19 protein-coding genes are annotated in these 19,775 nt (G+C 61.8%); 16 read left to right on the forward strand and 3 right to left on the reverse strand.

Going from position 1 to position 19,775, the window contains the following annotated elements; translation table 11 throughout:
- The first annotated feature begins 30 nt into the window (after positions 1–30).
- The 8 genes from NYQ88_RS07385 to NYQ88_RS07420 all read left to right on the forward strand — a co-directional run bounded on the left by NYQ88_RS07385 (position 31) and on the right by NYQ88_RS07420 (position 9,256).
- Positions 31–966 carry an ABC transporter permease gene (locus NYQ88_RS07385; RefSeq protein ID WP_275654307.1) on the forward strand — a complete coding sequence of 312 codons (936 nt, stop codon included), beginning with the start codon at positions 31–33 and terminating at the stop codon, positions 964–966.
- 1 nt (position 967) lies between these two features.
- Positions 968–1,852, forward strand: coding sequence for an ABC transporter permease (locus tag NYQ88_RS07390; RefSeq protein WP_275654308.1), 885 nt, complete (start codon positions 968–970; stop codon positions 1,850–1,852).
- A 9-nt stretch (positions 1,853–1,861) separates the two neighbouring features.
- A complete protein-coding gene (locus NYQ88_RS07395; protein ID WP_275654309.1) occupies positions 1,862–3,730 on the forward strand; it encodes an ABC transporter ATP-binding protein in 1,869 nt (622 codons plus the stop codon).
- 39 nt (positions 3,731–3,769) lie between these two features.
- Positions 3,770–4,759 carry an oxidoreductase gene (locus tag NYQ88_RS07400; protein ID WP_275654310.1) on the forward strand — a complete coding sequence of 330 codons (990 nt, stop codon included), beginning with the start codon at positions 3,770–3,772 and terminating at the stop codon, positions 4,757–4,759.
- Between the two features lie 9 nt (positions 4,760–4,768).
- Positions 4,769–5,725 carry an NAD(P)-dependent oxidoreductase gene (locus NYQ88_RS07405; RefSeq protein ID WP_275654311.1) on the forward strand — a complete coding sequence of 319 codons (957 nt, stop codon included), beginning with the start codon at positions 4,769–4,771 and terminating at the stop codon, positions 5,723–5,725.
- Positions 5,726–5,789: 64 nt separating this feature from the next.
- Positions 5,790–7,094 carry a histidinol dehydrogenase gene (gene hisD, locus NYQ88_RS07410; RefSeq protein WP_275654312.1) on the forward strand — a complete coding sequence of 435 codons (1,305 nt, stop codon included), beginning with the start codon at positions 5,790–5,792 and terminating at the stop codon, positions 7,092–7,094.
- 146 nt (positions 7,095–7,240) lie between these two features.
- Complete coding sequence (locus tag NYQ88_RS07415; protein ID WP_275654313.1) at positions 7,241–7,663, forward strand: heme-binding protein; 423 nt, start codon at positions 7,241–7,243, stop codon at positions 7,661–7,663.
- Between the two features lie 645 nt (positions 7,664–8,308).
- Positions 8,309–9,256, forward strand: coding sequence for a hypothetical protein (locus NYQ88_RS07420; protein ID WP_275654314.1), 948 nt, complete (start codon positions 8,309–8,311; stop codon positions 9,254–9,256).
- On the opposite strand, the gene NYQ88_RS07425 is transcribed toward NYQ88_RS07420, so the two are convergent.
- Together NYQ88_RS07425 and NYQ88_RS07430 are read right to left on the reverse strand one after the other, a co-directional pair.
- The gene (locus NYQ88_RS07425; RefSeq protein WP_275654315.1) at positions 9,203–9,661 is read right to left on the reverse strand and encodes a TolC family protein; all 459 of its coding nucleotides are present in this window, start codon (positions 9,659–9,661) and stop codon (positions 9,203–9,205) included. The genes NYQ88_RS07420 and NYQ88_RS07425 overlap by 54 nt on opposite strands.
- On the reverse strand, positions 9,661–10,572 hold the full coding sequence (locus NYQ88_RS07430; RefSeq protein WP_275654316.1) for a TolC family protein: 912 nt from the start codon (positions 10,570–10,572) through the stop codon (positions 9,661–9,663). The genes NYQ88_RS07425 and NYQ88_RS07430 overlap by 1 nt, the downstream gene beginning before the upstream one ends.
- Positions 10,573–10,892: 320 nt before the next feature.
- On the opposite strand from NYQ88_RS07430, the gene NYQ88_RS07435 reads away from it, so the two are divergent.
- The 6 genes from NYQ88_RS07435 to NYQ88_RS07460 all read left to right on the forward strand — a co-directional run bounded on the left by NYQ88_RS07435 (position 10,893) and on the right by NYQ88_RS07460 (position 16,588).
- Positions 10,893–11,915: an ABC transporter substrate-binding protein gene (locus NYQ88_RS07435; protein ID WP_275654317.1), complete on the forward strand. Its 1,023-nt coding sequence runs from the start codon at positions 10,893–10,895 to the stop codon at positions 11,913–11,915.
- A 66-nt stretch (positions 11,916–11,981) separates the two neighbouring features.
- Positions 11,982–13,484, forward strand: coding sequence for a PQQ-binding-like beta-propeller repeat protein (locus NYQ88_RS07440; protein WP_275654318.1), 1,503 nt, complete (start codon positions 11,982–11,984; stop codon positions 13,482–13,484).
- A 421-nt stretch (positions 13,485–13,905) separates the two neighbouring features.
- Positions 13,906–14,298 (forward strand): transposase, encoded by a 393-nt coding sequence (locus tag NYQ88_RS07445; RefSeq protein ID WP_275651121.1) that lies wholly within the window; start codon positions 13,906–13,908, stop codon positions 14,296–14,298.
- Positions 14,295–14,648 (forward strand): IS66 family insertion sequence element accessory protein TnpB, encoded by a 354-nt coding sequence (gene tnpB, locus NYQ88_RS07450; RefSeq protein WP_275651120.1) that lies wholly within the window; start codon positions 14,295–14,297, stop codon positions 14,646–14,648. The genes NYQ88_RS07445 and tnpB overlap by 4 nt, the downstream gene beginning before the upstream one ends.
- Before the next feature lie 69 nt (positions 14,649–14,717).
- Positions 14,718–16,262, forward strand: a complete 1,545-nt coding sequence (locus tag NYQ88_RS07455) for an IS66 family transposase (RefSeq protein ID WP_275651119.1) — start codon at positions 14,718–14,720, stop codon at positions 16,260–16,262.
- A gap of 179 nt (positions 16,263–16,441) precedes the next feature.
- Positions 16,442–16,588 carry a hypothetical protein gene (locus NYQ88_RS07460; RefSeq protein ID WP_275651118.1) on the forward strand — a complete coding sequence of 49 codons (147 nt, stop codon included), beginning with the start codon at positions 16,442–16,444 and terminating at the stop codon, positions 16,586–16,588.
- Positions 16,589–16,700: 112 nt separating this feature from the next.
- Here NYQ88_RS07460 and NYQ88_RS07465 read toward each other — a convergent pair whose 3' ends face one another.
- A complete protein-coding gene (locus tag NYQ88_RS07465; protein WP_275654319.1) occupies positions 16,701–17,411 on the reverse strand; it encodes a hypothetical protein in 711 nt (236 codons plus the stop codon).
- A gap of 20 nt (positions 17,412–17,431) precedes the next feature.
- Between NYQ88_RS07465 and NYQ88_RS07470 the strand changes: the two genes are divergently transcribed.
- Positions 17,432–18,049, forward strand: coding sequence for a hypothetical protein (locus NYQ88_RS07470; RefSeq protein WP_275654320.1), 618 nt, complete (start codon positions 17,432–17,434; stop codon positions 18,047–18,049).
- 35 nt (positions 18,050–18,084) lie between these two features.
- A complete protein-coding gene (locus NYQ88_RS07475; RefSeq protein ID WP_275654321.1) occupies positions 18,085–19,650 on the forward strand; it encodes a hypothetical protein in 1,566 nt (521 codons plus the stop codon).
- Positions 19,651–19,775: the final 125 nt, after the last annotated feature.

Here is a 19,775-nt window from a genome sequence, read left to right on the forward strand (position 1 = left end):
CGGGAGCCCGGTCTCTCAAAGGCGGTGAAAATGGCCAGATATCTGCTCTTACGCTTGGGTGATGCGATCCCCACCCTTTTCATGGTGCTGACGCTGGTGTTCATCGCCATGCGCATCCTGCCCGGCGACCCCGCACTGGCGGCGCTCGGTGATGCGGCACTACCCGAGCAGCTGGCCGAATTCCGCGAGCGGATGGGGCTCAACGTCCCCCTCTGGCAGCAATATTTCAATTTTCTCGGCGGCGTGCTGACGCTCGATTTCGGTCGCTCGCTGCTGACCAATACGCCGGTGCTGCAGCTGATCGCGCAGAACCTGCCTTATACGATCGAACTGACCGTCGCCGCCATGCTGATGGGCATTGTCGCCGGCCTGCCGATGGGCGTGATGGCTGCGACCAACCGCAACAAAGCCCCGGACGGGGTGGTGCGGGTGTTCTCGCTGATCGGCTATGCCATTCCCGACTTTTTCCTCGGCGCGATCCTGCTTATCACGTTCTCGCTCAATATGGGCTGGTTCCCGATCAATGGGGCAGGGTCCAACTTTGTCAGTCGGCTGCACCATCTGTTCCTGCCGGCGCTGACGCTGGCCTTCGTGAAAGCTGCCTTCCTCGGCCGCCTGACACGTACCAGCCTGCTCGAAGTTTTGGGCAAGGACTATGTGCGGACGGCGCGCGCCAAAGGCGCCAAAGAAAATCGAGTCATTTACCGGCACGGCCTGCGCAATGCGCTGTTGCCGATCACGACCGGGCTGGGGCTGAGCCTTCTCTCGACGTTGTCCGGTTCGGTGGCGGTGGAGCTGGTGTTCAACCGTCCCGGCATCGGGCGCCTGCTCATCGATGCGATCGCGCAGCGCGACTACGCCGTGATCCAGGGCGGGGTACTGGTGTTCGCCGGTTTCGTGGTGCTCATCAACCTCCTGATGGACCTTGTTTATGTTGTTGTCGATCCACGCGTGCGGGTGAGCTGAGATGAGTGTCATTACCGAAGATACCGTTCGCATCCCGCCGGCCGAACCTGGCTTTTTCAGCCAGCTCAGGAAGATCCTGTTCGGCCGCGTGGAGACGGCTTTCGCCACCTGCATGATTGGGGTGTTTATCCTCGTCGCGCTGTTTGCGCCTGTGCTGGCGCCCTATGATCCGCTGGCGCAGTCGGTTCTCAAGATCAACCGGCTGCCGAGTGCCGACAACTGGCTCGGTACCGACCAGTTCGGTCGCGACGTGCTGAGCCGGCTTATTTACGGTTCGCGCAACTCGCTGCTGTTCGGGTTCATCTCGCCAGTGCTGGCCGCGCTGTTCGGCACGACCCTCGGGGTCATCGCCGGCTATTTCGGCGGGGTCGTCGACCGCCTGATCTCCCGCGTCATCGACCTGTTGCTGGCCTTTCCGGAGTTGCTGCTGGCGATCCTGATCGCGGCTGTTCTGGGTGGCGGCTTCTGGAACATCATTGCGGTGATCACCGTGGCCTTCATCCCGGGTTTTGCCCGCGTGGCCCGGGCCCAGACGCTGTCGATCAAGCAGGAGCCCTATGTGGAGGCGGCGATCGCCACGGGTGTGCGCACCCCGATCATCATCATCCGCCACATCATTCCCAATATCATGGCCCCAATCGTGGCGCTGATGACGCTGTGGGTGGCGTCGGCCATCCGCATCGAGGCTTCGCTGAGTTTCCTCGGTATCGGCACCCGGCCGCCCAATCCCAGCTGGGGCAACATCATCCGCGACGGGCTCAACAGCCTCTTCGGTTCGCCCTGGCCGATCATCGGCGCCGGTATTGCCATTACCCTGGTGGTGCTTTCGTTCAACCTTGTCGGCGACGCGATCCGCGATGCGCTCGACCCATCGACTGCACGCTAGGAGATGGACATGAGCGCAATGGACAATACTGCAGAGCAGGCCGCGCCAAAAGCGGCCGCAGAGCCGGTCCTGTCGGTCCGTGATCTCAAGACCTCGTTCCTTACTCCGAAAGGCTGGGTGGAGATCGTCAAGGGGATCAGCTTCGACATTGCGGCGGAGGAAACTCTTGCCGTGGTGGGCGAGAGCGGGTCGGGCAAGTCGGTAACAGCGCTGAGCGTGATGCGGCTCCTCGACCACGAGATGAGCCGGGTCGAGGGCTCGGTGAAACTTGCCGGGCGTGAACTGCTCTCGCTCGGGCCCAATGAAATGCGCAATGTGCGGGGGCGGCAGATCGGCATGATCTTCCAGGAGGCGATGACCAGCCTCAACCCGCTGCAGACCGTGGGCCAGCAGATCGCCGAAGTGCTGACCATCCACGGCCTCTATTCGGGCCAGGAGGCCTATAAGGAGGCCGAGCGACTGCTCGAGCGCGTGCGTATTCCCGGGGCGGCGTCGCGGCTCAAGGATTATCCGCATGCTCTCTCGGGCGGCATGCGCCAGCGCGTCATGATTGCCATGGCGCTGGCCTGCAAGCCCAAGCTTCTTATCGCCGACGAGCCGACGACGGCGCTCGACGTGACCATTCAGGCCCAGATCCTGCAGCTGATCAAGCAGCTGCAGAAGGAGGAGGGCATGGGCGTCCTGTTCATTACCCATGACATGGGTGTGGTGGCCGAGGTCGCCGACCGGACCGTGGTGATGCTGCAGGGCAAGGCGGTTGAGTCCGACAAGACCGAGAACATCTTTGCGCATGCCCAGAACCCCTATACGCGGGCGCTGATCGCGGCGGTGCCGCGGCTCGGCGAAGGCAATAAGAAGGGGCCTCAGCACTTCCCCATTCTCGACCGGGCGACCGGTCTGGTGGTGACCGGCCGCGAGCGACCGGACACGGTCCAACACACGGCCGAGCCGGTGCTGCGGGTGAAGAACCTCGTCAAGCGGTTCGACATTGCAGGTGGGCTGTTCAGCGGTCCGATCGGCCGGGTCCACGCTGTCGAAGATGTCAGCTTCGACCTCAAGGCGGGGGAGACCCTCTCGCTCGTGGGCGAGTCCGGGTGCGGAAAGTCGACCACGGGCCGGGCGGTGATGCGGCTGATCGAGCCACAGAGCGGCGAGATCAATCTGGGCGGCACCGATATCCGCGCGCTGGACAAGGAACGCATGCGCGACATGCGCCGGCATATCCAGATGATCTTCCAGGATCCCTATGCCAGCCTCAACCCGCGCATCAAGATCGGTGATGCCATTGCCGAGCCATTCCTGACCCACAAGCTGGGGACCAAGCAACAGGCGCGCGACAAGGCCATGGACCTGCTAGAGCGGGTGGGGCTCAGCCCGGAAATGGCGGGACGCTATCCCTCACAGTTTTCCGGCGGTCAGCGGCAGCGCATCTGCATTGCCCGGGCGCTCTCGCTGGAACCCAAGGTGATCGTGGCGGACGAAAGCGTCTCGGCGCTCGACGTCTCGATCAAGGCCCAGGTCGTGAACCTGATGATGGATCTGCAGGAACAGTTTGGCCTGTCTTATCTTTTCATCTCGCACGACATGGCGGTGGTGGAGCGCATCAGCCATCAGGTTGCGGTGATGTATCTCGGCGAGATCGTGGAGCGGGGGCCGGTGGCATCCGTCTTCGGGAACCCGCAGCACCCCTATACAAAGCGCCTGATGGCGGCAGTGCCTGTGCCTGATCCGGCACGGCGAACCCAGGTGCGGCCCGTCAGCAATGACGAGATCAAGAGCCCGATCCGCAAGGTGGATTATGTGCTGCCAAAACGAGAGTACCGCGAAGTCTCGCCAGGCCATATCGTGCAGGTCTGGGGCGATGACTGGAAGATCTAGGGGCGCGGTGACAATGAAGAAAAGAGAAGGACAGGTTTCATGAGTTTTCAGGCATTGGTCACCAGCAAGGATGAGGCGGGGAAGGTTTCTTCGCGCGTCGAGATGATCGGTGATGACCGCCTGCCCGAGGGCAATGTGACGGTCGATGTGGAATGGGCGGGGCTCAACTACAAGGACGGGCTGTGCCTGACCGGGGCTGGCGGGCTGGTGCGGGATTTTCCGCATGTGGCGGGCATCGACTTTGCCGGGACTGTCGCCGAGAGCGCGGACAGCCGCTACAAGGCGGGCGACAAGGTGCTGTTGACCGGCTGGCGCGTGGGCGAGGCTCATTGGGGCGGCTATGCGCAGCGGGCGCGGGTCAATGCCGACTGGCTGGTCCCGGTGCCGGAAAGCCTTTCGACGCGCGACACCATGGTGGCGGGCACGGCGGGCCTTACTGCAATGCTGGCGGTGGATCGGCTGGAAAAGCTGGGGCTGACGCCGGAAGCCGGCGAAGTGCTGGTGACGGGTGCGGCGGGTGGCGTAGGCTCGATTGCGCTCTCGCTGCTGGGCAAGCTCGGCTACACGGCGGTGGCGGTTTCCGGGCGGCCGGAACATGCCGAAATGCTCAAGGGGCTTGGCGCCAGCGAGATCATCGCGCGCGATGAGTTCATGGGGCAGCCGGACAAGCCGCTGGAATCGGCACGCTGGGCCGGTCTGATCGACAATGTCGGCGGCAAGGTTCTGGCCAAGGCGCTCAAGCAGATGAAGTACAACGGCATCGCCACGGCGATCGGCAATGCCGGCGGTATCGGTCTTGATACAAATGTCCTGCCGTTCATCCTGCGCGGGGTGACGCTTGCGGGCATCGACAGCGTGATGCAGCCCTATGCAAACCGCGTTCCGGCATGGAACCGGATTGCCGAGATATTTGACCTCGGAGCCTATGACGGCATGGTCAGCGAAATCGGGCTTGAGGCGCTGCCGGCTGCTGCCGACCAGATCCTCGCCGGGCAGGTGCGCGGGCGCACCATCGTCAAGCTGCGCTAGGAGAACGCGATGCCGGTCATGATCGCGCATAATTATGATGAGCGGCTGGCTGGCAAAATTGCGGCCGTGCTGCCCGAGGGCGTGGATTTTCGCGCCCTCGGAGCGAATGCCGAGACGGGCTGGGAGGTATCGGCCGAGGCGGAAATCCTGCTGATCAACCAGAACAGCCCGGAAATCGGGCTGCATCGGGGGATGGTGAAGCCGGATGGCTGGCCTTTCAACCTCAAATGGGTGCAGTTGCGCTCGACCGGCATCGACAAATATCCGGACTGGATTTTCGAGGTGCCGCAGGTCTGTGTCACCCGTGGCGGCTATGCCGTGCCGATTTCGGAATATGTGCTGGCCGCGATGCTGGCGCAGGTGAAGCTCATTCCGGAGATCTGGGTGAGAGGGGCCGGGCAGTGGCAGCCCCGGCCCAGATTGGGCACGCTCAACGGTCAGACGCTGGGGATCATCGGCTTTGGCGAGATCGGCAAGGCGATTGCCGAAAAGGCCCAGACCTTTGGCATGGAGATCATCGGCACGCGCCGCTCGGGTGGGCCGAGCGGCATGGAAGGCGTCGAGATCGTTTCGCTGGGCGAGCTGATTTCGCGGTCGGACCATATTGTGGTGGCGACACCGCTGACCGAGGAGACGGCCGGCATGCTCAATGTCGAGACGCTTGCCGGGATCAAGGACGGCGCGCATCTGATCAATATCGGGCGCGGCCAGGTGATCACCGAAGACGGGCTCAGGGCCGCGCTCGATGGTAAGCTGGGGGCGGCGACGCTGGATGTGACCGTGCCTGAACCGCTGACGGATGGGCACTGGCTTTATAGCCACCCCAAGGTGCGGATCTCGCCTCATATTTCGGGCAGCTCGCCGCAGAGCGACGCCAATATCACCGCGTTTTTCCGGCGCAATCTCGATCGCTATCTGGCTGGTGAGCGGCTGGAAGGGCTAGTCGATCCGCTGGCGCGCTACTGAATTTTACGTTTGACTGACTGCCGGCCCTGGGCCGGAAACAGCTCTGATTGCTGGAGGATATCTTATGGCCATTTGGCTCAAGCGCGGTAAGGATGTCGAGGAGCGGGCAGAGGCGGACCGGCAGGTGCGCGCCACGGTTGAAGGCATTCTCGCCGATATCGAAAAGCGCGGCGATGCGGCGATCCGCGAGCTCTCGGTCAAATTCGATAAATGGGACCGGACCGATTTCCGGCTGAGCCAGGCCGAGATCGATGACTGCATTGCGCAGCTGACCGATGAGGAAGTGCGCGACATCGAGTTTGCGCAGATCCAGGTGCGCAATTTTGCGCAGAAGCAGCGCGAGACCATGCTCGATCTCGAGGTGGAGACGTTGCCGGGGGTGATCCTGGGGCACAAGCATGTGCCGATCAGTGCGGTGGGCTGCTATGTGCCGGGCGGCAAATATCCGCTGCTGGCCTCGGCGCATATGTCGGTGCTGACGGCCAAGGTGGCGGGTTGTCCGCGCGTGATCACCTGTGCGCCGCCGTTCAATGGCAAGCCGGCGCCAGCGATTGTTGCGGCGCAGGCGATGGCGGGGGCCGACGAGATCTATGTGCTGGGCGGGATCCAGGCGATTGGCGCCATGGCAATCGGCACCGAGAGCATTGACCCAGTCGACATGCTGGTGGGGCCGGGCAATGCCTTTGTGGCCGAAGCCAAGCGGCAGCTTTATGGGCGCGTGGGGATTGATCTTTTTGCCGGGCCGACCGAGACGCTGGTGATTGCCGACGAGACGGTGGACGGCGAGCTCTGCGCGACGGACCTTCTGGGGCAGGCCGAGCATGGGCCGACCTCGCCGGCGATCCTGCTCACAAATTCCGAAAAGCTGGCGCGGGAAACGATGGCGGAAATCGAGCGGCTGCTGGAAATCCTGCCAACGGCTGATATCGCGCGAAAGTCGTGGGCGGATTTCGGCGAGGTGATCGTCTGCGAGAGCTATGAGGAAATGCTGGCTGAAGCCGACCGCATTGCTTCCGAACATGTGCAGGTGATGACCGAGAGGGACATGTGGTTCCGGGACAATCTGCGCAACTTTGGGGCGTTGTTCCTCGGCCCGCGCACCAATGTGGCCTATGGCGACAAGGTGATCGGCACCAACCATACGCTGCCGACCATGAAGGCGGCGCGCTATACGGGCGGGTTGTGGGTTGGAAAGTTTTTGAAGACCTGCACCTGGCAGACGGTCAACAGTGACGAAGCCTCGGCCATGGTAGGCGAATATGGCTCGCGCCTATCCATGCTGGAGGGGTTTGTGGGGCATGCCGAGCAGGCCAATATCCGGGTGCGGCGCTATGGCGGGCGCAATGTGCCCTATGGCGGCAAGGCCTGAGAGGAGGGAGGCGGCCGTGAAATCCCTATGCCGCTTCGTATGCTGGCGTCTCCACGCCGCAAAAGCGTTTCCACTTTGGACGGAAACGCTTTAGGAGCAGTCCTGAACCTTCGTGCGTTTGTATAATTGTATTACAGGAGACTTTCATGCTGACTCTCAAGCGGATTGACGTGCAGGACGCACAGGTGCTGCTCCAGGGTGCGCGGGACAAGGCGCGGGAGATCGGCGTGCCAATGTGCATCGCCATCACGGATGAATCGGGCAATCTCATCGCTTTCGAGCGCATGGATGGCGGCAAGATCACCTCGATCACCATCGCCATCGACAAGGCCTTCACGGCTGCCGGTGCGCGCAAGGCGACGGGTGACTACGGCACGTCCAGCCAGCCCGGTTCGCCCGCCTATGGCATCAATTCGGCGATTAACGGCCGCCTGATGGTGGTTGCCGGTGGCCTTCCGCTCAGCGTTGATGGCGAAGTCGTCGGCGGTATTGGCGTGAGCTCGGGCACGCCAGCGCAGGACACGGAAGTCGCCCAAGCCGGCATCGATGCGTTTCTTGCGGGTCTCTGAAAATATAGTCGGAGAATAAAGTCTACTTCCGATTTTGAGAATTCTGGAGGGGCAAGGCGCAAGCCTTGCCCCTTTTGTCCGAAGGGTCAAATTGGGCCCAATGTGTATTTAGGCTGCACTGGAAATTTCTGTTGGACGCTTTGAACGTTGGGCGGCTGGCTACCGCCGGTGCGGAGCATTTTTGCCTAAACCTTTGGTATCGAACATTTTTTATTGATAAAATATATACTGTTTTTGCTGCACTAAATGGCGACCAGCAGACCAGTGAGCGTCTTTGCCCCGAAGCCGTTCTGGCCCTGCCGGGAAGGTGGGACCTCATGGCCATTTCGAAAAACGATATTCAAAAACTCTATAGACGGACCTCTCCGTCGCGCCCCAGGCCGGGCTTTATCTCTTTGCCACCGAAGGCGTGTTCTGCGACGGGGGCGGGGTGCTGCACAGCGTTGGCGCGTCGGGGCTAGATGGTGGGCGACGGGAACTGCAGCGGATGGGCGAGGTCGATGTCTACGGCCTCGTCGACCGGTCATCGCGATTTCTGGCCGATCAGGTCGGGCCGGACGGCCGCTTTGTTATGGCTATCACCCATGTTTTGACCGGCAGATCGCCGCCTATAATACGCTGCGCCATGCCAGCACGACCTATTCGATGATCGAAGCCCTTGAGGTCACCGGGGATGCCGACCTCAGGGCCGCGATCGAGCGCTCGCTTTCCTATCTCAGCACGCATCTGATCAAACAGGTCATGCTCCCCGACCTGACGGAGGCGGCCTTCCTTGTCGACAGCGGTGACGAGATCAAGCTGGGGGGCAATGCGGTCGCCATTCTGGCCTTCACCAAATATGCCGATGTCACCGGATCGAACCGCTATCTCCCTCTTGCCGAGGCGCTTGGGCATGGCATCAGGTCGATGCAGGACGGGGCGACCGGGTCGTTTGTGCATGTGCTCAATTACCCCGATCTCTCGGTCAAGGCGGAGTATCGCACCATCTATTACGATGGCGAGGCGGCCTTTGGGCTGATGCGGCTTTATGAGCAGACGGGCAATTCGCTCTGGCTGGAGACGGTGGAAAAGGCCTTCGACCATTTCATCGCCGCCGAGCACTGGCAGCACCACGATCATTGGCTGAGTTACTGCGTCAACGAGCTGACGCGGTATCGGCCGGAGGAGCGCTATTTCCGGTTCGGCATCCAGAATTTTGCCGGCTATCTCGATTTCGTGCTGGAGCGGATCACGACGTTCCCGACCCTGCTCGAGCTGATGATGGCAGCCGAGCGCATGCTCAGGCGGCTTTCAGAGCAGCCGGATCTGGCGCATCTGCTGGACGATGTCGACTTCGAAAAATTCGATCGGGCGCTGCACAAGCGGGCGCACCATCTGCTCAACGGACACTTCTGGCCGGAGATGGCGATGTATTTTCGCAATCCCGCCAGGATCATCGGGTCGTTCTTCATCCGGCATCACGCGTTCCGCGTGCGCATCGATGACGTCGAGCACTATCTCTCGGGGTTTGTTGCCTATCGCAATTACCTGATCCGGCGATCAGATGGAGAGGCCGCGAATGCTGGCCTGGGTCAGGCCCAGCACATCGCGTAGTTCTCCCGAATTGCGCACGCAGTCCAGCGCGAGCGTATTGAAGTCATAGCCGACGCTGACGGCGTCGTGCCGGGCAGAGTGGTAATCGTCTTCGGCATTGAGCAGGTCGAGCAGGGTGCGGGTGCCCAGCTCGGTATATTGGGTGCGGTAGAGCGCCCGGGTCTGGTCAAGCGTCGACTGGCTTTCGGTCAGTGCCGTCTTGAGGCGCTTCATCGTCGAGAGCTGCGAGCTGGTTTCGGCCAACGACCTCTGTGTCTCGACCTGCGCCAGGGCGAGGGCAGCCTTGGCGGCTTCCACGGCATGTTCGGCGCCCTCGGCGCGGGCCGCGCTGGTGCCTCCGCTGTAAAGACTGCCGCTGACATTGAGGCCAATCTTGTAGCTCGGGTCGGTCTGCCCGAGGCGCATCAGGTCGGCACCGACTGGCCCTGGAGCTCAAGCGTCGGCATGGCCTGCGCGCGGATTTGATCCAGTTGGGCCACTGCCACTGCGTGGCCGGCCATGGCTTCGAGGTAGGCGGGCGATTTTTCGATACGGGCGGATGCTGCGCAGGCCCCGTTCAGCCACGCGGGCATGCCGCCCTGAAGGCGTAGCGGCGCCTGGGTTCCGGTGAGGCTGAGCGCGATGCTTTCCCAGCGCTTGTATTCGGTTTCGATCTGCAAGGCGGCGGTGCGGGCGGCCTGGGCACGAGTCTCGGCCTGCAGCATGTCGGACTGGGTGCCTGCGCCCTGGGCGGTGCGCTGGCGCACGAGTTCGACGATTGCGTCGATGTCCCTGGCGCGTGCGGCGGCGACCGAGAGCAGGTCGCGGTGACGCTGCACCTCGATAATGGCCAGAGTGGTCTCATAGGCGAGCTTGTCGACGGCGAGAACGATTTCGGCGCGGCTGCGATCCGTTCCAGCGGAAGCGAGCTGCACGCTGCTGTCGGTCTTGCCGAAGTCGTAAAGGGTCTGGCTGCCGGTGAGGTTCAACGCAGGATTGCTCAGGGCCGCGCCCCCGACATAGGTGCTGTCGACGCCCCAGTTGAGCTTGGGCCAATAGGCATCCTCGGCCTCGCCGATCCCGGCCGCCTGCTGGTTCATCTTCGCGACGGCCTGGGTGACGGAGGGATGCCAGGCGATCGCCCGCCTCGCGGCGTCGGCAATCGTCATTGCCCCTGCGGGCTCTGGTTTTGCGGTTCCGGTGTCCCGGTTCGCCGGCAGATTGCCGATAGACGACACGGTGACAAGATCGACGGAGGAGCGGGGTGGCTTGGCGCAGCCCGACAGCGTTATCGCGACGCCGAGAGCACAGAGTGTATTCGAGGCTAGAGAACGCACGTGACACCGCGGAATAGGCGCCCAACGAGTTAGGTGTTCGGCGCGAAAGGAGTAGAAACTGTCCGGCCAATGTTAATTGTTATGGTTAATATTTCGAAAACGCCGCCTGTCGGCGCCCGCCAGGGCGGTTACGAGCAGGTGGGCGGCGACAGAGGAGGCGTGTGAAGGCTCAACGCCTAGCCGGGACTTTGCGGTGGGCACCATGGCTGATCGAAAAAGCCTATGACACCGATAGGTGCCGCCTCAGACAGAAGTGCAGTATTCGATTGTACTAACTCATGGACGCAATGGCGAAAATGGGTTTGTGAAGGAGGCATTTCTTGTTCAAAAGCATTTTAAAGAAAGTCGCTGGCGTCGCGGCGATCGGACTCATTACTGCGGGAGGCGCGTTCGGCCAGTCAGAAATGCCGACGCTGAAGATGGCGCTGGCAGTCGCCGATATGGGCTTCAACCTGACGCCCAATTCCGTCTTCAACCTGGCCGACGATCTCGGCATTTTTGAAAAGCACGGCGTTAAAGTCGAATTCATTACCCTCGACGGCACACCGCAGGCTGTCGCGGCCTTGAACTCCGGCGCTGTCGACATTGCCGACATCACAATCGATTCCATGCTGCGCCTGCGCGCCGAGAATGATGTGCAGTTGCGCGGTTTTCTCGCCAACGGGAAGGGCGGGTCTTTCCTGATTGTTGGCAAGGACGAAATCGAGAGCGTCGCAGACCTGGCCGGGCACAGCTTCGCCATTGCAGATAGCGGCAGTCTTGACCACAATCTGACCGTGGCCATGCTGCAGGCAACCAATTCGGAAGCGCCCAATTTCGTAGCGATCGGCGCCCCCGACGTCCGCGTGCAGGCGCTGGCTGCAGGGCGTATTGATGCCACCACTGTCTCCTTCGGCACCTATCTGTCGATCGCCGACACGCCTGGTATCCACATCATCATGAACACCGATGAACTGGGCAAATTTACGCTTTCCCCGACAAAGCTGATTTCGGCAATGGAGAGCACGCTCGAGACGAAGGGCGATGCGATTCAGCGTTTCACCAATGCTGTCGTGGAAACCGCACGCCGCATGCATGACAACCCGGATGAATGGGTGGAGGCTGCTGCAGCCGCTCGGGATGATCTCTCACGTGAGCGCATTGAGGCGATCGCAAATTTCATCAAGGCTCAGTGGTGCCTGGATGCCTGCATGGACGAGGGCAATCTCAACAATGTCGTCGACTATATCTACAACAATCCCGACTTCGAAAACGTGACGCGCATTCCGGCTGAGGACGTCCTCGAGTTCCGCTTTGCCCAGAAGGCCAACGAAACGCTCGGCCCCTATACGCCGCCGAACTGAATGAAGCCGACTTTGGAGCGCATAAATCGCAATGGCATAAGTGACTGGCCAAGCTCGAACGGGGACGTGGCCAATTCACGTCACGCCTCCGGTGAGCTGGCCATATCAGTGGACACGGTCGGAAGGCTCCGGCCAGATTTTGTCCTTGTCAGCGACGGCTCCAATTGGTCGACCCCCAGCGTCGTCGGTGAAAGCTTCTTTTTCACCGACGACGCTGGCGGGCTGACCTGCGTAGATCGCCAGAGCGGACGAGTGCTCTGGGCGCGCAAGATTTCCGATTATACCGGCGTCGAGAATGCCAATGCGCGCACCAGCGTGGTAGTGACCGACGATCTGGTCATCGTCGGCGATCGCGCCGGCGCCAACCTCATTGCCGCAAACCGTGTAACTGGCGAGCGCATCTGGATTACACGGCTCGACACCCACCCTGCAGCGCTGATCACCGGATCACCGGTCCTGCATGACGGCGTGGTCTATGTCGGCACCTCTTCGCTTGAGGGGATGCGTTTTCTCAGGGATCGCAGCTATCGCACCAGCTTTATCGGCATGATGGTGGCGGTCGATGCCGCCAGCGGGCGGATCCTGTGGAAGACACCCACCATGCCCGACAATGGCGGCGCACTCGACAGTTGGGCCGGCGGCGCAGTGATCAGCGTTCCGGCGGTCGATGCCACGACAGGCACGGCGTTTTTTACCACCGATCATCACTATAAGATGCCCGCGCATGTTCTGGCGCAGCTTGAGGCAGCACCGAACAATTGGGACCCAACCGCCTTTCCGGACGACTTTCGCGCGTCTTCCCTCATCGCGCTCGACATAAAGACCGGGGCAGTCAAGTGGAGCTTTTTTGGCTCCGGGCTCGACGTCTGGCAGCGGGTGTGTGGGGAATATCCAGGCACAGGCTTTCCCTTTCCGGTCCACGACATTGGGCGTCCCGCCGGCCCCGAACGCCTGGTTCCGCCGCCGACCGATTATCTCAACTGGTCGTTCGCGGCGGGCTCGCCACAGATTTTCGACGTCGAGATCGAAGGCCGACGCCGGCATCTGGTCGGCGTTGCGCAAAAGAGCGGTGTCTACTGGGCATTTGACGCGGTAACCGGCGAAATCGTCTGGCACAGCGTGGTGGGCCCCTGGTCTGAGCCGGGTGGTTTGACATGGGGCGCTGCCTGGGATGGCAAGCGCCTCTATGTGGCGCTGACCAATCTCGAACACGTTCCGCATCAATTGAAGGGTGGCGCTCTGACAACAGGCGGCTCCTGGGCGGCGCTGGACCCGGCGAGCGGGGACATCCTCTGGCAAATTGCCGAACCGAGTGGCGCTGCCGTCTATGCGGCGTCGGTGGTTGCCAATGGGGTTATCTTCGGTGCCTCGATGGCAACCACAGGCGAGCAGATGTTCGCACTCGACGCTGAAACCGGCGACATCCTCTGGCGCTTTGCCTCAGGTGGCTCCGTGGCGGCACATCCGGCCGTGGCCGATGGCAAGGTTTTCTGGGGCTCGGGATTTCGACTGTTCGGCGGCGTTGGAAATAACCAGATGTATGTCTTCGGCCTGGGCGATTTCGGCTGAGCGGTGTGGCCGGCACCATTGGCCCGCAGCGAGCTGCTTCTGCCAATACTCCCGCAGGTCCGACCCGAAATAATCCCGCCGCTGGAGGTAGACGTCCTCGGCCTTGTCCATCTGGACGAGGTCCGGACGGGTGGCCAGCATGAGCGCGGTTTCCATCTCACAGGCATGCATGATGCCGCCCGCCTGAGATTGCCGCCACGCGGCCAGTTCTGGCAGTGCGAAATCCCAATAGGAGGCGGCGTGGATGCGCAGCCCGCCCTCGTAGAAGAGGGTCTGGGTCAGATTGCGCAGGATGTTGGCATTTCCGCCATGGCCGTTGAGTCAGCCCGGATAGTTCGTAAGCGGTGTTCCGTCCCCACCTTCCGTCCTTTCGTCGGCCGTGAGATCCCGCATGTGTTGATGTCAGTGCGGGAGTTTCTCCATGGACGCTCCATTGGAGCTTCTCACAAGTGGCGGGAGACGGCGGCGCAATCGGCAGTGGCCCGATGAGGTGAAGGCGCGGATTGTCTCCGAAACGCTTCGTCCAGGGGCGACCGTTGGTGAAGTTGCGGCGCGGCATGGTCTGAAGGCCAACCATGTCTGCTCTTGGCGAACCCTTGCGCGGAACGGGAAGCTGGTGCTGCCGGCGCCAGAAGATGCGGTAGAGTTTGCGACGCTGATGGTCGCTCCGGTTGTTGGGGATGTGACGTCAGCGGAGCCGGTGGCGTCGGCTGGGCCGGAGGTCGTGGTGGGTTCGGTGGCCATTCGGCTGGAGCCAGGCGCTTCGGCGGCCCGGATTGCCTCGGTGGTCCACGCGCTGCTGGCGGCCTCATGATCTTTCCTTCCAACCGAGTGCGGATCATGGTGGCGACCAAGCCGATCGACTTCCGCAAAGGCCACGACAGTCTGGCGGCGCTGGTCAAGAATGTGTTGCACGAGGACCCGTTCACCGGCACGGTCTTTGTGTTCCGCGCCAAAAAGACCGATCGGCTAAAGTTGCTCTACTGGGATGGCACGGGCTTGGTCATGGCCTACAAGCGACTTGAAGAGCACAGCTTTAGCTGGCCTGCGGTGACGGATGGGGTGATGACGTTGAGCCATGCGCAGTTCGAGACGCTGTTCTCTGGGCTCGACTGGCGGCGGGTTCGGGCAGTGGAAGCGCGGGCCCCAGAAGCGGTCGAATAACTGCGGCAGGATGACTCAGGGCCTGTCTTTCTGCGGGATCGGCGGCGCCTGATCTGGTAGATTCTGGTCATGCTCAATGCCGCCGAACTTCCTGACGATATTGCCGCCCTCAAGGCGATGCTGATCGCCGCGGAGGTGCGTGATCAGCGCAAGGATGAGCGGATCGCCCAACTGGAAAAGCTGGTCGCTGCGTTCAAGCAGGCAGCCTTCGGGCGTCGATCGGAAAAGAGCGACCCAGACCAGTTCGAGCTGGCGCTGGAGGATCTGGAAACGGCAATCGCGGTTGTCCAGGCCGAGGAGGACGCCGAGGACCGATCGGCCCGGCGGCCGGCCAAACCCCGCAGCGCCAATCGTGGTTCGCTCCCCAAGCACCTGCCGCGGATCGAGGAGATCATCGAGCCCCAAAGCCTGGTCTGTGGCTGCGGCGGTTGCCTGCACCGCATTGGCGAGGACGTCTCCGAGCGGCTCGACGTGATCCCTGCCCAGTTCCGCGTGATCGTGACCCGTCGCCCTAAATATGCCTGCCGGTTCTGCACGGACGGCGTGGTGCAAGCCCCGGCGCCCGGACGGTTGATCCCGGGCGGGCTGCCAACCGAGGCCATGGTCGCTCATGTCCTGGTCAGCAAGTACGCCGATCACCTGCCGTTGTATCGCCAGGCCCAGATCTTTAGCCGTCAGGGTGTTGATCTGGACCGTTCAACCCTCGCCGACTGGGTTGGTCGGGCCGCCTTCGAGCTGCGCCCGGTCTATGATGCCCTGCTGGCGGATCTGAAGCGGTCATCAAAGCTGTTCATGGACGAAACTCGCGCGCCGGTGCTCGATCCCGGTACCCGAAAAACCAAGACCGGTTACTTCTGGGCCCTAGCCCGCGATGATCGGCCCTGGAGTGGCACCGCGCCACCCGGTGTTGCCTTCACCTACGCGCCCGGCCGAGGCGGCCTTCATGCCGAACGGATCTTGCAGGGCTTTGGCGGCATCCTGCAGGTGGATGGCTATGCCGGCTATAATCGGCTGATCGCGCCTGGACGCGTCGGTTCGAATATCAGGCTCGCCTATTGCTGGGCCCATGCCCGCCGCAAGTTGGTGGATATAACGCGCGCGGGAAACGCCCCTATTGCGGAAGAGGGTGTGAGGCTGATCCGCGAACTCTATTCCATCGAGGCCGATATCCGAGGCCAGGGCCCGGATGACCGCCTGGCTGCGCGCCAGCAGAGATCGGCGCCGGCCGCCGCCCGGATAAGAGAATGGCTCGATCATCATCGCGCCCGCGTGTCCGCGAAAGCGCCCCTCGGGGAGGCACTGGGCTACATCGCCAAATACTGGCCGGGGTTGGTGCTATTCCTGGCCGATGGCCGCATCGAGCTCGACAACAATGCCGTCGAGCGGACTATCCGTCCGATTGCGCTGAACCGGAAAAACGCGCTCTTTGCCGGTCATGATGCTGGCGCCGAAAACTGGGCCGTCATCGCCTCGCTGATCGAAACCTGCAAGCTGAACGGCGTCGACCCCTACGCTTGGCTCGCCACGACCCTCCGCGCCCTCGTGAGCGACCACAAGCAGAGCCGCATCAACGATCTGCTGCCGTGGAATTATGCTTCACAGCTGGGCGATTGACGCTGTTGGCTCTGGCGGCATAATCGGAAATCACCAGCAACGAGGCGCCCTCTACGAACGATCAAGACGACCCCAACCTGGTCACATCAGGCAAGAGCCAGCGGGTAGTCGTTGATGGCTATGCCTTCTTCATCAACATCCATCGTCTCGAAACCGACGAGACATGGAACCTGGAGGTCGTGGACTATCAGGACGCCAGCCACGTCTGGGACGACCAGTTCCGGTCCGACAGCGAGGCACGAGATGCAGCCCTGGCCGCACTGAAAAGCGAGGGCGCCATCGCCTTCATGCGCGGCAACAACGTCGTGCAGTTCCCGAGATCCTGACACCTACGTGGCCGCAGAACACCGCTTACGATAGTTCTCACACGATCGTCACGCTTCTTGCCTCGAGGATGCCAAACGCCCCAGCTATGAAGTGGAGAAGGCGGGGTCGACTTCATGGAGCGACGGTTATCGTGGGGAAGGAAAGCGCAGCCAAGGCATTGATGGCCTCGCTCCGCATTGCACCGAGGCCGGTCATGAAGCTGGTGGCCCCATCCTGGCCATAGCCGCGACGACTAATGCCGATGAGCGCAACGCCTTTACCCTTACCGAGAGTCTGGTAGCGATAGGCGTTCCATTCGACGATGGCCGGATTGGCTTGCAGGTCACTTATCAGAAAATCGAGCAGGACCTCGCCCGTAGTGTCATTCTGGATCAGATCGTAGTTGAGCATCGGGTCGCTGGCTTTGCGTCCCTCAAGATGCTGAATCTGCGCCGCGGCTGTATCCATGGGCGTCAGTTCCCCCGAAACGGCTTCTACCAGGATCATGTCCCGGTAGACTTCCGCTTCCTGCCCATTCGGCAAATATTCCTGCTTGAAGTATCCGGCAGACGGTTGCGATGTCCACGCCAGGGCATAGCTCTCGCCCTGGAAGGCAATGGGTCCCGGCACGCCGAGCAGGTCGGATTGTGCTGCGCTGGGCAGTAGCGACAAGACCGCAATGGCTGCAGCAATGCTGGTGGTCAGGATCGGTCGCAAGATAGCCTCCATGCTGATTTCGCCAATAGGACGGCGCTTCGCACCAAATTCTTGGGCGAACGTGGTTTTTGCGGGCACTCTCGGCCGTGAGACCAATATCATGGCTGCTAGGGGCGTCTCATTCATGAATCCCAGGAGACAAGTCCATGGCTGCCTTGCATTCTGAAGTCTGGTCGCGGCGTGGGGGAGGTAGGATCCTCTTCCGGTTAACCGTTGTGATCGCAACGTTGCTGGTCGTAGGCTCTGGTCAGGCGGAGGAAGATGGCTGGCAAGAGGCAGCCCTCCAGCGAGCAATTTCTTATTATCAGGAGAGCCGGCCGGACGTTTGCGAGGCCGATGCCACGCCGACGGAGAGCTACAAACTGCGACTGGGTGAGGAAACCGCAGCCCGCGCGGCGCTGATGGTGGCGTTTGCCTGCCGCAGCCTCGACACCGGCCAGAGTTCGGTCTTCGTGCTGTCAGATCAGTATGGGACCGTGTCGGATCAAGTCTTCCCCACGCCCGACATCGCATCGGGAGAAGCGGCGGATATCGATGCGACCGCCATAGAATGGCAGCAGCGCAGGGAAGTGCTCAATGCTGCGTACGAACCTGATGGCCGCACCATGATTGCAGTCGAAACCTGGCCCAACACGGACGAAATCCGCATCAGAACCCAATGGGGCTTTTACCTCGGCCTGTTCAGGTTGATGCGCTTCGAAGTCGATGCGGCGGCCGACGGGCGGCAGGAGTTAGTAGTGCTGATCGAGAATGAAATTTGGTAACGCCGGCCGAACCGCCTCGCATGGGAGAATAGCGAATGAGACAGCGCCTCGTTAGCGCGGCAGCAGCATTGATGCTGTGGACCGCAGTCAGTGTGAGCGGAGCTGTAGCCGATTCCGCATCCTCGCAGACAGGTGGGTTTGTCACTGTCCCCCTGACGCGGCTGCCACCGCCACCTCGACCGGTCAACGCAGAGTTCTGTGACCATCTGGCAGTCGAGCCACACACAGCAGGCGGGAAGGTGGCGAAAGCCCTTGGTTGGGTCGTCACTGGAGAGGTCTCCCTTGGTAGCCTGGATGTGGTGAGCTTCGTCGGTGGTTTTGAACCGGGCACCAGCGGGTCTTGCCAGATGACCGACGGCAACGTAGGCCTTTTCGACGGCGACCAGCTGCGCTGGCTGGTCTATAGCGAGAGGGATGCAACCTCACACATCGGGACCGTCCAGGCCTTTGAGAAGACCGCTGTCCGGATTTGGAGTGGCGACTTTCTTCCTCAGCCGGTTGTGGATATGCACATTGACACAAGCGGCGCCGTTTCCCTTCGCAAGCTGGCCACGGTTGAACGGTTTTGCGACGGCAAGGCGTCGGTACCGAACATCTATGGAATCCCGATTGCCGAGGCACGCAAGGAACTTGAATCCGCCGGTTGGGGACCGGTTCTGGGCATCCTGCGGGACGAGCCGATGGACTTGCGGAGCGAAGAGCTGAAAGCGGCGGGAATCTACGAGGTGCAGTCCTGCTCGGGAACCGGATTTGGCTATTGCAGCTTCGGTTATTCCGGCCAGTTTGCCGAATTGTCGGTGGTTACGGTGGGAGAAGGTGGCGCGTCAGCCACTCCGGAGGTTGCAGGCTACGACGTCTCCTGCATCATCCCCGACGCAGCCCTGGTCGCTGACAAACGCATCGCCAGCATCGTAGCACAGGACAGCAACGTCGCCGCCCTCATCCGGTTGCGAGAGGACTTCCACATGATCATGGGGAGCGAGTACGGTTTTCCCGCCGATGCAGCCCAGGCATGGCAGAGTGCGGTGGACGAGGCTTTCGACGCCGAAACTGTCAGGGACGATTACTTGGCGGCGCTCGCGCCGGCGCTCTCCCCTGCGGTCGTCGAGACGGCCACTGCATTCAACATTTCCGACTTCCGCGACCAGCGCGATCGCATCAGCGATGCGCTGTTGTCCATGAACCTCGATGATCCGCAGCAGCGCGCTTCCCTTGAACAGGAGGTCGCCGCCTTGCCCACCGACATTGCCCGCATCGCGGCGGACTTGTTCAAGCAGTACCGTGGGCCCGAGAGCGCCGAAACGCTGGTGGAGGGGTATTTACGCGCCATGTACGTCGCTGCTGCCCCCTATGCAGGGGTCGAATCCGCCCAGGCCTGGGTCGAGGAAGCCCGTGAAGAGGGGTTTGCCGAGGTCTATGCCGAGAATATCTTCCTTGTATTCGCAACCACTCTGGGCCGCTATTCTGCGGAAACGCGCAGCGCCTACATTGAGGCCATCTCCAGCTCAGAATACGTCACCTACGAGCAACAGGCTTCCATAGCGTTCGAGCGGGCCTACAACGCTGCGATCGAGCGCCTGGAACGCGGGTTCGGCGACTAGAGAACAGGCGTGCCGCCGGGAGCGCCTTTATCATCCTCGGAATGCACGGCGTTCCATCCGATTATCCACCGGGATTGCCGACGACATCCATGGGCTTCATCAGCAGGTGCCGCGACTATGACAAG

The organism is Devosia sp. SD17-2 (genome assembly GCF_029201565.1).
Taxonomy (GTDB): domain Bacteria; phylum Pseudomonadota; class Alphaproteobacteria; order Rhizobiales; family Devosiaceae; genus Devosia.

Coding starts and splice junctions, on each gene's coding strand:
- NYQ88_RS07385 (WP_275654307.1), top strand. CDS start 31: ATGGCCAGATATCTGCTCTTACGCTTGGGTGATGCGATCCCCACCCTT.
- NYQ88_RS07390 (WP_275654308.1), top strand. CDS start 968: ATGAGTGTCATTACCGAAGATACCGTTCGCATCCCGCCGGCCGAACCT.
- NYQ88_RS07395 (WP_275654309.1), top strand. CDS start 1,862: ATGAGCGCAATGGACAATACTGCAGAGCAGGCCGCGCCAAAAGCGGCC.
- NYQ88_RS07400 (WP_275654310.1), top strand. CDS start 3,770: ATGAGTTTTCAGGCATTGGTCACCAGCAAGGATGAGGCGGGGAAGGTT.
- NYQ88_RS07405 (WP_275654311.1), top strand. CDS start 4,769: ATGCCGGTCATGATCGCGCATAATTATGATGAGCGGCTGGCTGGCAAA.
- hisD (WP_275654312.1), top strand. CDS start 5,790: ATGGCCATTTGGCTCAAGCGCGGTAAGGATGTCGAGGAGCGGGCAGAG.
- NYQ88_RS07415 (WP_275654313.1), top strand. CDS start 7,241: ATGCTGACTCTCAAGCGGATTGACGTGCAGGACGCACAGGTGCTGCTC.
- NYQ88_RS07420 (WP_275654314.1), top strand. CDS start 8,309: ATGATCGAAGCCCTTGAGGTCACCGGGGATGCCGACCTCAGGGCCGCG.
- NYQ88_RS07425 (WP_275654315.1), bottom strand. CDS start 9,661: ATGCGCCTCGGGCAGACCGACCCGAGCTACAAGATTGGCCTCAATGTC.
- NYQ88_RS07445 (WP_275651121.1), top strand. CDS start 13,906: ATGGACGCTCCATTGGAGCTTCTCACAAGTGGCGGGAGACGGCGGCGC.
- tnpB (WP_275651120.1), top strand. CDS start 14,295: ATGATCTTTCCTTCCAACCGAGTGCGGATCATGGTGGCGACCAAGCCG.
- NYQ88_RS07455 (WP_275651119.1), top strand. CDS start 14,718: ATGCTCAATGCCGCCGAACTTCCTGACGATATTGCCGCCCTCAAGGCG.
- NYQ88_RS07465 (WP_275654319.1), bottom strand. CDS start 17,411: ATGAATGAGACGCCCCTAGCAGCCATGATATTGGTCTCACGGCCGAGA.
- NYQ88_RS07470 (WP_275654320.1), top strand. CDS start 17,432: ATGGCTGCCTTGCATTCTGAAGTCTGGTCGCGGCGTGGGGGAGGTAGG.
- NYQ88_RS07475 (WP_275654321.1), top strand. CDS start 18,085: ATGAGACAGCGCCTCGTTAGCGCGGCAGCAGCATTGATGCTGTGGACC.